Source organism: Wolbachia endosymbiont of Atemnus politus (assembly GCF_013309895.1).
Map to the genome: position 1 here is coordinate 1 of NZ_JAAXCS010000034.1, position 12,246 is coordinate 12,246.

General features: G+C 34.7%; 6 protein-coding genes and 9 pseudogenes. 9 read left to right on the plus strand and 6 right to left on the minus strand.

All coding sequences use genetic code 11. The features are described from left to right. On the plus strand, positions 1 to 277 hold a 277-nt coding region (locus tag HET73_RS03275), incomplete at its 5' end, for a hypothetical protein (RefSeq protein ID WP_174134012.1). Positions 278 to 312: 35 nt separating this feature from the next. On the opposite strand, the pseudogene HET73_RS09385 reads toward HET73_RS03275, so the two are convergent. Beyond that, positions 313 to 1,036, minus strand: a pseudogene (locus HET73_RS09385) (type I glutamate--ammonia ligase). A gap of 316 nt (positions 1,037 to 1,352) precedes the next feature. Here HET73_RS09385 and dnaA point away from each other — a divergent pair. The 8 genes and pseudogenes from dnaA to HET73_RS03315 all read left to right on the plus strand — a co-directional run bounded on the left by dnaA (position 1,353) and on the right by HET73_RS03315 (position 8,648). Next, positions 1,353 to 2,698, plus strand: a pseudogene (gene dnaA, locus HET73_RS03285) (chromosomal replication initiator protein DnaA). An 814-nt stretch (positions 2,699 to 3,512) separates the two neighbouring features. Further along, positions 3,513 to 4,915, plus strand: a pseudogene (locus tag HET73_RS03290) (YifB family Mg chelatase-like AAA ATPase). A gap of 86 nt (positions 4,916 to 5,001) precedes the next feature. Then, positions 5,002 to 5,124 (plus strand): hypothetical protein, encoded by a 123-nt coding sequence (locus HET73_RS08985; RefSeq protein WP_281356015.1) that lies wholly within the window; start codon positions 5,002 to 5,004, stop codon positions 5,122 to 5,124. Continuing rightward, positions 5,125 to 5,376 carry a hypothetical protein gene (locus tag HET73_RS03295; RefSeq protein ID WP_174134013.1) on the plus strand — a complete coding sequence of 84 codons (252 nt, stop codon included), beginning with the start codon at positions 5,125 to 5,127 and terminating at the stop codon, positions 5,374 to 5,376. Between the two features lie 383 nt (positions 5,377 to 5,759). Then, positions 5,760 to 6,943 (plus strand): annotated as a pseudogene (gene ftsZ, locus HET73_RS03300) (cell division protein FtsZ). After that, positions 6,943 to 7,304: pseudogene (locus HET73_RS03305) on the plus strand (EVE domain-containing protein). Before ftsZ ends, HET73_RS03305 begins: the two co-directional pseudogenes overlap by 1 nt. A 12-nt stretch (positions 7,305 to 7,316) precedes the next feature. Further along, positions 7,317 to 7,774, plus strand: a pseudogene (gene ybeY / locus HET73_RS03310) (rRNA maturation RNase YbeY). A 92-nt stretch (positions 7,775 to 7,866) separates the two neighbouring features. Further along, a pseudogene (locus HET73_RS03315) lies at positions 7,867 to 8,648 on the plus strand (succinate dehydrogenase iron-sulfur subunit). Between the two features lie 3 nt (positions 8,649 to 8,651). Here HET73_RS03315 and HET73_RS07985 read toward each other — a convergent pair. The 5 genes and pseudogenes from HET73_RS07985 to HET73_RS03335 all read right to left on the minus strand — a co-directional run bounded on the left by HET73_RS07985 (position 8,652) and on the right by HET73_RS03335 (position 12,013). Beyond that, a complete protein-coding gene (locus HET73_RS07985) occupies positions 8,652 to 8,978 on the minus strand; it encodes a hypothetical protein (RefSeq protein WP_246209900.1) in 327 nt (108 codons plus the stop codon). A gap of 26 nt (positions 8,979 to 9,004) precedes the next feature. Further along, positions 9,005 to 9,394: an SANT/Myb-like DNA-binding domain-containing protein gene (locus HET73_RS07990; protein WP_246209901.1), complete on the minus strand. Its 390-nt coding sequence runs from the start codon at positions 9,392 to 9,394 to the stop codon at positions 9,005 to 9,007. Between the two features lie 502 nt (positions 9,395 to 9,896). After that, positions 9,897 to 10,259, minus strand: coding sequence for a GNAT family N-acetyltransferase (locus tag HET73_RS07995; protein ID WP_246209902.1), 363 nt, complete (start codon positions 10,257 to 10,259; stop codon positions 9,897 to 9,899). Between the two features lie 274 nt (positions 10,260 to 10,533). Next, positions 10,534 to 10,985 (minus strand): annotated as a pseudogene (locus HET73_RS09650) (phosphatidylglycerophosphatase A family protein). A gap of 46 nt (positions 10,986 to 11,031) precedes the next feature. After that, a pseudogene (locus HET73_RS03335) lies at positions 11,032 to 12,013 on the minus strand (NAD(P)H-dependent glycerol-3-phosphate dehydrogenase). Positions 12,014 to 12,246 lie beyond the last annotated feature (233 nt).

The window sequence follows — 12,246 nt, forward strand, 5'->3', positions numbered from 1 at the left end:
ACCTAATGTTGTGCCTACTGTTACTAATAGTGGTGAAGGCAATAGTACCCCTACTTCTCCTGTTGGTAACGGTGCACCAACATCTACTAATGATGTAATACCAGAGCCTGCAGCTCAAATATTATCTTCTGATCCATCAATACCAGAGGGATTAAAGGGGGTAAAACCTGGGGAAGATGCCAACTCTGATAGTGCATATTCTAGCTATAATAACTATCCAGCTTCTACTCCACCTTCTACTCCAGTAAGAAAGACATGTAGTTCGTCTGAATTCTAGCTGTGGAATATATCTTGAGCTAACATGGTTAGAGCTCATACCAAACTCTCCATCTTGTATTGAAGGTCGGATGCAACACGATATACTCTGTTTGGTGAGGTGATTTTGTTTTCTATGCCAAAAGTGATGCCTTCAATTATTGCTGCAAGCACTTTTTCAAGGTCTGCTCCAGGAACGCGGTGTTCACGCGACATTTATCGCCAGAATTGAGTATTCTTATCGCAGCAGTTCTATTAGTCACGCCCCAACTAACTGTGGTTGGGGTATGAATGTCTGGATATTGGAATCTTAAATATGAATCATCATTTGGGGCAAAAACTAACATGTGTTTTTTTTTATCATAGCGCTTAATCCACCAATACTATGAATCAAGTAATCACTATACTTTTGTTAGCGGCTGTAAAATAAGCTGCTGTTGTTTGAATACACCAGATTAACATGCACATTTAATGCACTGCCAGCTCTATCTAAGAAGGGTTTTGCTTTGATGGAAGCATTCCCACCAAGTTTTTGTGCTGTTTCAGTAATTAATTCTTTTACTAACTCAAAATGCTCGATTAAGTTATTAGAATTGGTGTAACAACCACTTTTTATCTCATATTGATGTATGGAACTCTCTTTCTCACAGAAAAATCCAAGTGAAGCTATTTTGTCTTTAACGCTACTGAGAAATAAGTACTCTTTTTCTTTTCTTTCAATATAAAATTCTAGCTCGATACCAAATTTAGCACGACAATTTAAATTGCTTAACATAATCATAGATTTATTTCAGTAAATTTATATTAGATTAGCTATATTTATATGAGCACTTTACTTTTTTGCCAATAAATTTAATATCTTATTTAATACATAATATATATATATATTTTTTAGCACACTGCTAACCCTTAAGGCAAGCGAAGTTTCATTTGTTGAAAGAAAAATGATCAATTTTAGTGCTTTTATACCCTTTACAACTCATCAAAAATTATCATAATTTTGAGTGTATATTAAATGGTGTTACCTTTTCACTTTGCAGCAAGCTATTGATTATCTTATGTTTTTCTAACTATTGCTTTTTTTCTTGGTGTTGTGTATGAGCTTGATTATCTCTAAGGTTCCTGCTATCTTTTTTGACCAAATTGTTACAGTAATGGATAACAATGTTGCTTTGGATAAAATCCAATATTGCCTTTATAATCTTTATGGAGAGGCAACGTATAATATTTGGCTGAGTTCACTTAGATTCGTCAGTATTGTCAATGGAGAAGTTTTACTATCTGTGCCAACAAGATTTATAAAAGAGTGGATTACAATTCACTATAGAAAAGATACTGTCATTATGGCAAGATGAAGATAAAAGCATACGTTTTGTTGATATTCAAGTAACTGGAGAGAAGGATTTGAGTCCTAATACTATGACAAATAAAAACAAGAAGGAAAGTAATCATAGTCTTGGTTCGCCGCTGGATCCAAGATTTACCTTTGATAATTTTGTAGTAGGAAAGCCAAATGAGTTGGCGTTTACAGCTGCGAGACGTGTAGCAGAGTCTATAGATCCAATACCAGGTAGCAATCCTCTGTTTCTATATTCTCCGTCGGAAAAAAGAAAAGTGGCATATTTATCAGCAGAAAAATTCATGTACCAATATATTACAGCGCTACGAAGCAAAGATATTATGTTATTCAAAGAACAATTTAGATCAGTAGATGTATTGATGGTAGATGATGTGCAATTTATCAGTGGTAAAGATAGTACTCAAGAGACGAGTTTTTCACACTTTTAATGCATTGATAGACCAAAATAAGCAATTAGTTATATCAGCTGATAGATCTCCTAGTGATCTTGATGGATTAGAAGAAAGAATAAAGTCGCGGCTTGGTTGGGGATTGGTAGCAGGTATTAATGAAACGACTTTCGAGTTAAGGCTTGGTATATTGCTGGTCAAAGTGGAGCAAATGAATATGTATGTTACAGATGATGTCCTAGAGTTTTTGGCAAGGAACATAAAATCTAATATAAGAGAATTAGAAGGAGCATTAAATAAGGTTGCCCATACTTCATTAATTGGAAGAAGTATGACAGTAGAATCGGATAGTGAAACTCTAGCAGATCTTCTTAGATCGAATCATAAACCAATTACAATAGCAGAAATACAAAAGAAAATAGCCGAGTTTTTTAATATAAAAGTTACAGATATGCACTCCAATAGAAGGCTCCGCTGTCTTGTAAGACCGAGGCAAATAGCTATGTATTTCGCTAAGAAATTTACACAGAAAAGCCTGCCAGATATTGGAAGAAGCTTTGGTGACAGGGACCATGCTACTGTTATACATGCGGTGAAACAATTATAAAATTTTATAAAAAATGACTCAAATTTTGCTGATGAAATTAATCAGTTAAGAAAAATGTTTAGGCAGAGACACAGGCTGAAACGGTAGTAGACTTCCATACTATAGCTAACTAAGGTAATTTTTGAAAGACAAAATCGAATTAATATCAGGCTTGGCAGTACTTTTCTTACTTAAACTTCTCAATTGGATTTAAATCTGGCGAGGCCCCCTCCTGTTATCCCAGTGCTCCTCCTCTTGTCATCCCACCTCAATGGTGTCATCCCAGTACTGGGATCCAGTAAACTTAATTTTAACCAAATAATAAAGGCTGGATCAAGTGCTGAAATGAAATCTATTTTGAATTGTTTTAGATTGAGAAAATATTTAAGAAATTTACCAAACGAAAAAAGGGCAAAAGAATCCCCGTGGGTGGCTAGTTATTTAAATTTAGCTTTCAAACATGGCGTTCTCTTATTCTAAACGTCTAATAACTGCGACTCAGTTGCCTTTGAAGTCTCAATTATAAACGTTAAGAAATTTACTAAACAGAAAAAAGACAAAAGAAACCTAGGGCAGCTAGTTATTCACTATCATTTTATCAGTTGGCGTTTTTTAATGTTTTTAAGCGCCCAAATAGGCACAATTTACAGCACTAGTCGGTAATGTAGACAACAATGTAAAAGACATGAGGTGCACATAATGCAAAAAATTAAAAATGAAACGCTCTGTACAGAGAAGATAAATAATTAGCTTCATTTTTATTGTAAGGAGATTGGTGGGGGTTGTCAAGGGGTTTTTATGATTCTATATGTGCTGCTAAATTATTATGTAAAATGATAGTCCAAGTATAGGGGTTCAAAACCTTTACTTCGTAATTTCTTTAGTATATTCTATTAATAACTTTACAGATATATTATGAGAGATTGCAAATATAAATACTGTTGCACTTAAGGGCATTAATATAGTAAATGTTAATGCCCAAATTCACATGGCAAATAGCGTCCTTGCCTTTAATATTGTTGGATTGCTGGATAAAACTGTTTCAAAATCCAAAGAGGGCATCAGAGAAGCACTAAACTCAATTAATCTACTGCTTCCTCCAAAAAGAATCACAATTAATCTTTCTCCTGCAGATTTGCTGAAAGAAGTCAGCCACTATGATTTGGCCATTGCTATTGGACTGCTTGTTGCAATAAACGTTATACCAGTTGAAAAAGTTCAGCCTTACATCATTATGGGTGAAATTGCCCTTGACAGCAGGGTTATTTCAGTTTCAGGAGTTTTGACAGCAGTAATCAATGCAAAACAGAAAAACAAAGGAATAATCTGCCCAAGGAGCAATGGAGTAGAGGCTTCATGGGTAAAGAATGTTTCAATTTTGCCTCAAGAGAAGTTGACCGATATTATTAGAAATTTCAAGGGTGAGAAGTCAATTGAGCCGGTGATTTTTAATAAACCGAAAGAAAAAGATCAGTACCAGATATGAAGGATATCAAAAGCCAAGTTGTAGAAAAAGAGCGGATGAAATTGCAGCAGCAGGCGGACATAACATGCTTCTTGTTGGACCTCCAGGCACTGGAAATCAATGCTTGCCAAACGGTTTATAGGGCTACTGCCTGATTTAACTGAGCAGGAGATGATCGAAGTGAATATTATTTCCAGAATAACGCAAGCTGGCAATGAAATATTCAAGATTAACCGTCCCTTTCGTGAACCTCATCATTCATGTTCCATGCCAGCAATGATAAGAGTAGGAAAAAATGCAAAGCCTGGAGAAATCACCATGGCTCATAATGGGGTGTTATTTCTTGATGAATTGCCTAAATTTCCAAGACTCGTGCTTGATTCTCTTCACCAACCACTTGACTCGACACCAACCAATTGGGAAATGCAAGCAGGTCATGCAACAATTCTCCACGGTGTGGCATAGATTATAGGAATAAAATATCAGGACCATTGCTTGATAGAATAAATATATGCATTGAAATGCCAACCGTCAGCATACTTTCTCTGGAAATAGGGGAGAGCACTAGAAGTATAAGAGAAAAAGCAATAGCAGCAAGAAAAATTCAAGCTGAGCGCCACAGTAAATTAAGTGTTAGTTGTAATTCAGAAGTAAGTGGTGAAGCATTAGATAAATTCACTAAGCCAGATCAAGCAGGGTTGGGGTTACTGAAATACGTGCTAAAAGAAAACTACATTTCCAATCGGGGGTACACACGCGTATTAAGAGTTGCAAGAACCATTGCAGACCTTGCAAAAAGTGAAGAGGTGAAGAGAGCGCACATCGCTGAAGCGCTCAATTACAGAATAACAATGTATTAATAAATAATTTTTTTTTTGACAGGTAATTTTTTTTACTATATATTTTCTCAGTGAAATTTTAATATTCTATTGTAAGGAGTAGAGTCATGGCTTTAACAGGTTATAAATATCAAAAAAGGGATGGTCTTTTTTCTGCCATTTCTAAGGGATATCAACAAGCTGACGATCACTGGGGAATTCTAGATGCTACTAGTGGGCTTGGTCAATAAGTGATTAATAATAAATTAAAAATCACAGGAATTGTTCTTGTACTTTCAGCAGTAGCTCTTACAGCTACTTATTTTATGAATCCAGCTTATGCAGCTTTTGTTGATACAACTGGAGCAAAAGTTGCAACGTTTGTTGGTCCTGCCATTACTAGGTTATCCGCACTTGCGGTTGCTTGTGGTTGCCCACTGGCAGCTAGCTTGATAATTGCTGTTTCAGTGGTAACTTTAATGGCTGCACCTGTGCTTGCATAAAAGAATAGTAATAAAGCAGACATAATTGAGGAAGCACGTTAGTTGCTTGAAGGTGAAAAACCAGAAAGCAAGATAAATGAGCTGAAGCAAGTATTTGGGCTGGGTTCAAAACAAACACAATCAACATAGCATAAGGAAAAATAAGATAGTTCCAAAAGTAAAGGGATAGGTTTCTATCACTTTTAATAAACGTTTTCTATTTTTTGAGTTGTACAGTAACACTACCTGGATATCTATTGATGGTGCTTATAATGTTAAGTATAAGTAAATCTTATTTACTCTAGAAGTGAAAATAGAAGTCTATAGAAGTGAAAAGTGTTTACATACTGCTAAAAAATCAGTAACTTATTATCAAGTGAATTCGCTAAGTTTGAGTAATTTAAATGTCTATAGACCTTAGTCTGCCAGAATTACCTGTGTTACACCCAAGGATTACTGTTATAGGCGTTGGCGGTGCTGGTGGGAATGCTGTGAACAACATGATTCAATCCAATTTGCAGGGAGTGAATTATGTTGTAGCAAATAATGATGCTCAAGCGCTAGAGAAGTCATTATGTGATAAAAAAAATTCAGCTGGGTAATTAACTTAACTAAAGGGCTTGGTGCTGGTGCTTTTCCTGATGTTGGCAAAGGTGCGGCAGAAGAATCAATTGATGAAATTATGGAGCCTATAAAAGATAGTCATATGCTCTTCATCACGGCAGGAATGGGTGGTGCTACTGGAACAGGTGCAGCACTAGTAATTGCAAAAGCGGCAAGAGAAGCGAGGGCTGCAGTTAAAGATAAAATATCGAAAGAAAAAAATATATTAACTGTTGGAGTTGTAACCAAGCCATTCGGTTTTGAAGGCGTGCGCCGTATGCGCATTGCGGAATTCAGGCTTGAAAAGCTATAAAAATACGTAGATACGCTCATTGTTATTCCAAATCAGTATTTATTTAGAATTTCTAATGAAAAAACTACATTTTTTGATCCATTTAAACTCGCTGATAATGTTCTGCATATCGGTATCAGAGGGGTGGCTTTTTTGATGGTAATGCCAGGGCTCATTAACCTTGATTTTGCTGATATAGAAACAGTAATGAGCGAGATGGGTAAGGCGATGATTGGTACTGGAGAGGCTGAAGGAGAAGATAGAGCAATCAGTGCTGCAGAAGCTGCAATATCTAATCCATTGCTCGATAACGTGTCAATGAATGGTGCGCAAGGGATACTGATTAACATTACCGGTGGCGGAGACATGACTCTATTTGAAGTTGATGCGCAGCAAATAGAGTGCGTGAAGAAGTGAATGAAATTGCAAATATAATATTTGGTGCTACCTTTGATCAAGGGATGGAAGGCAAAGTTAGGGTCTCTGTTCTTGCAACTGGTATCGATAATAGCGTTATCCGTGATGACAGGTCAGAAACTTCGTCTGTGAATCAAAGCTAGACTTCAGAATAAGAAAAGTTCAAGTGGTCAAACTCCGGTACCGGAAACAAAGCCAGATGAGCAAGTAAGTAAGGGGATAAAATGGAGTAGCAATATCTATGATATACCAGCTTACTTAAGAAGAAAAAAATAATGCAATTTTGGCTACTCAAGTCAGAACCAAATGAATATTCATGGCAAAAGATGGAAAAGGAGAAGACAGTTGAGTGGGATGGTGTATGCAACTAACAAGCTCAAAGTCATATGAAAGCTATGAAGTTAGGCGATTTTGCGTTCTTTTACCATACAAGTAAAGAAAAAGCTATATTTGGAATAGTTGAAGTCTTTAAAGAATATTATCGTGTTAACGATTCCAAGTTTGGATTGGTAGGTGTAGAACTTTCCAAGTCTTTAAGTAATCAAGTGACGTTGAGTGATATTAAAAACTTTTAAAAAATATGACCATATTAAAACAACCACGTTTATCAGTTTCTCCAGTCTCAGAAGACGAATGAGACGGATGAGTGATGTTAGAAGTAAATTTTCTTGATGGAAGATGGTATAGCATTATAGAGGATCCAGAGAGATTTGTATCAAACATTATAAGCGTTTCTCTTCAAGAATTAAAGATAGACCACTATGAACCAAGTATATCAGTGGTTCTGGCTGATGATAATTTGATATATCAACTTATATTTAAAATTTATATTTAAAATTTAGAAAAATGGATAAACCAACTAGCGTGTTATCATTTCAGTGTGAGCAACTATATAACGAGTGCGATTTGGGAGACATAGCGATTTCAATAGACACAATACAAAAAGAGTCAGATGAGTACCGTATACCCATCATGGATCACATTGCACATATGTTAGTGTATGGGTTGCTCCATTTACTTGAGTTTGATCATCAAAAAGAAGAGGAGGAAATTATAATGGAAAATCTAGAATGCAAAATTTTAGCTTTGCTTGATGTACCCAATTAAAAGGAAAAGTATAGAAGATAGTGCCAAAATATGTTATCTACAAAATAAAAGAATTTTTACGATAAAAGGAAAATGACAGGGTTCAATTTTCTCTGCCGAAGAATTCTAAAATTAATGAAAAGGGCAAAGTCTACCCTGTTCCTGCTAAAGTAAAAAATGTCAGAAGATTTCAAATTTACCGTTGGTCCGCTGATGACGAGAAATATCCTAGAATAGACACATTTTTCATTGATATGGATAATTGTGACCCTATGGTACTCGATGCATTGATAAAGATAAAGGATGAAATAGATTCGACCTTAACTTTCAGACGTTTTTGTAGAGAAGGAATATGTGGATCTTGCGCTATATATATATGAATATTGATGGAACCAATACTCTAGCATGCACTAAATCTATACACAATATAAAAGGTGATATAAAAGTATATCCGTTACCTCATATGTATTTAATAAAAGACCTAGTCTCAGACTTGAGTCAATTCTATGAGCAATATAAGTCAATTAACCCTTGGTTACAAGCAGGTAAGCCTGACTTACCAAACCAAGAGTATTCACAATATCCTGAGGATAGAAAAAAACTGGATGGCCTTTCTGATTGTATATTATGTGCCTGCTGTTCGACTAGCTGTCCAAGCTATTGGTGTAACAGTGTTAAATTTTTAGGGCCAGCAATACTGCTACAGGCTTACAGATGGATCGCTGATAGCCGTGATTACAAGACGGGTGAAAGACTTGATGCCTTAAATGACCCATTTAAGTTGTTTCGTTGTCATACAATAATGAATTGTACAAAAACCTGTCCTAAAGGGCTTAATCCAGCGAGGGCAATAGAAAAAGTAAAGCAGCTTATGGTAGAGAGGGGAGAAGTTTGAATACTAACTCTTGCACTCCTCGTATGAAAAGAGTAACCCTTCTGAAGCATAGGGTATTATTAATATTCTAAACACCTTTCCATTTGTGAAGTGGATTGTACCATTATATGGTCCAAGTAATTTTTTGAACATCTCATGCCTTTGGCTACTGATGATTTGAAAATCCTCTTTTTCTAAAAGCTTTTTAGATTCAAATAGGTAAATCATAACCTCGTGATAAGTTGGACAAGATGCCAAAAACTTTGTATCAAATTGAAAGGTTTTTATAAAGGCATTATTATAAAACTTCAGTTTCTGGGTTTTACTATATATTGCGATAGCAATTGGCAACTCCTCAAAAAAACTTTGCTGTGCAGCTAAATAACTAATCCAGCACGTAACTTCTCTGCATCGCTAACATCTTTTCCATATATTACCGTGCCATCAGAATTTCGCATTGGAATTTTGATAAAATCAAAAACCTTGCGTTCATTCCTGTAAGTTAACACATGTTTTCCTGATTTTGTATTGCGCACACTACTAGCAACAGCTAATCTCTGAGAGCCATTTATATATTTATCATAAAACAAATTATAAAACTTTACTTTTTTATTTTCATTATATTTTAGTACTGGAAACGGCAAAGAGTGGAAATTATTCCTATATTTCTCTATTTTTCGTTTAAGCTTATTATTTTTCAACTCAAGTTCGTTAGATTTTATCTTATATTCTGAGATGTTTCTTATCCATAGCAGTACACCAATCACTTCGTTAGAATCATCTATTATGCTTCTGCCATAACATATGCACTAAACCTCACCATCCTTTGACTTTAGATCCAGAGTAAAAGATTTGTTTATTTTCTTTGCCTCAGTGAAATTTTTAATTAAGCGTTCTGACTGCTCAAAGAAATTTACAAACTCATTAAATGAGTAAAAAACTGTATTGAGCAATATCAGTAGGTTGGGAGAAAACTTTTCTATACGTTTTTTTGCATCCCAAATATAAAATCCATCATCTACAGTATCGATTAAATTATTTATTATGATATTTTGATGTGTTGTAGGCTCTTAATTTTATTATCCACTTTCAATTTAGAGTGAGAGAGAAAGAATAATATTAAAATTAATAATAAAACAACTTCATACAAAAAAACACATAATACTTTTATAAAACAGACATAAAAATTTATAACTGCTCAGTAAGGGTATGTATAAGTTACGCTGAAAAAGTGTGCAAGTAAAGATTGCCTAATATCTGAAAGCCCAATCATTTATAAAGGTTGACAGAAGGTTTCATACAATGTGCTACTACATATTTACATTGAAGCTGCTGGATTATCTTGATTCTTTCTAAAACCATTTGGCTACCTATTCCACGATTTCTATGAATTGGTAAAACTCCATCACTGTAGAAACCAGCTACGCTGTTTTGAATGTAAAAGCCGCATGTTCCAACAATTTCGTTGTTTAGCGTTATGAGAAAAAATCTTAATTCTGAGTTTTTATCATCATAATTTGATAATCCGCGGAGAAATGTACTGACAATCCCAACATTATGATGAAAAATTCCAGAGGTACATAAATCTAATTGTTCCAAGAGATTGCTACTATTTACAGCATTCAACTTCAAGTCCGGAACAGCGTCAGCAGATAAAAAGTAATTTTTAATGTTAAGTAAAACTTTTTTGGGTGTATATTAACGTGTTTAACCTCATTCTTTTCAAAGATGCTCTTTGTCTTCGTATGCGAATTCATTACCCATGTTTCTTCTATATTCCTTGCTTTAAGGTTTTGAGAATATAATGTTATCAAATTCATTGTGCACTTCCCACTGAGATAAATTTGCTGCGTACAGTATGTAATCCTTTAGATTTTGAGTAACCAAGCTTGAATAGTAAATTTTCTTATCCTGCATACACAGATAATAAGCAATAAAGGGCCCCTATAAGAACACACGCTAAAATTGCAGCTATAATATTATCTAGCATAACACCTAGAGGACCTTCGATATTTTTGTCGATTAAATTTATAGACCACGCTTTTATTATATCAAATAACCTAAAAGAAAAAAGCATAACAGCAATAAAGGACAATTCATTTCTTGGTTTAGCAGCACCGAAATTAAAAATATTGTCAGGAATTGGCCAACTACCTCATCAATTACTACCTCTTTTGGCTTGTGTGAAGTCTGGTAATGTTTTATGTAGTTATCTATGGACCATACTTCAATCAAGAATAAGAAAATAATAGTTGCTGCACCTAAAATTCTGTTACTTAGTATTATAGGAACAATTGGATAAGAAGCTAAACTACCCATAGTACCTGGCATTTTTTTACTCTGCCAGACAGCCACCATGTTGATATCAATTTATGTAAAAATTTCACAATTCACCAAGTACAAACTAACTTACAAGAACAGAAATAGCATCTTCTATAGAGGCATTTTCATACAATAATCTGTAAACCGCTTCACATACGGACATTTTTATCTCAACTTTTCAGCTAAATAGAATGCAGATTGAACAGTGCTAAAACCTTCAACTACTGACTTACCTTCTGATAAAATCTGCTGAATGTCAAAGCTATTAATACTACTACCTATTTTGACCCCAAAGGTCAGATTTCTTGAATTCAAAAATGTGCATGTCAGGATTAAATCGCCCAAACATGCTGGCCCAAGTAACGTATCTATATCCATATTACTGTTGTGGTTTTTTGCTAAATACAAAGCCTTCATTTCATTCATACTCTTTGCTATCAGTGCTGCGTGAGCATTATATCCAACTTTTTTACCTAAAACAATTTCGCACGCTATAGCAAAAACGTTTTTTAATGCTGCACAAATCTGTACTCCTATAACATCGCTACTAAAGTACAGTTTAATGTTCTCTTGCTGTAGCTCTGACATTAGTTTTGAACCTAGTGTGTCATTTTGACATGCGAGAACCATTGAATAGGGCAATTTTTTTGCAACTTCTATAGCAAAACTAGGACCTGAAAAAATAGAAACAGGGTTGTTCGGTAAAACTTCACTTAATATTTCACTGGGTAGTTTTAAAATGTAGATCTTTCAATTCCTTTTACAGGCTAAAATTATTGCTACCTCCCTTGTTAGGTTGCAATTATGCGACCGCTCACACACCTCTCGAAGAGACTGAGTTGGAATAGCAAGGATTGTTGTTGAAGTATTAATTGTTTCTTCAATTGCCAATTTTACTTACACATTATCAGAATTCGACAACCGGGTAGCTTTTCATTTTCTCTTTTCCCATTAATTTATTCAAATGTAGCTTCATTGCGCGTCCACAAAACCAATTTCTCACTGCTTAATGAAATTGCAATCGCTGTACCCCATGCACCAGCACCTAAAATTGATATTGTCACACAATGTTCCTAAAAGCATTACTTATACTTTAGAACTGTAGAAATTAAAATATAATAATGTACAAAATAGTTAAATATTTATTAACCTAAATATTATAAATAAATAATTATATTAACCTAAATATGTCCATTATTAGTAGTTTTGATCATTTGTTAATAAAAGTTTGATTTGTTACTTTCCTTGGTTATATACACTCTAAGACAAAAAAAAAACGACGCACCAAGAAAGAGTT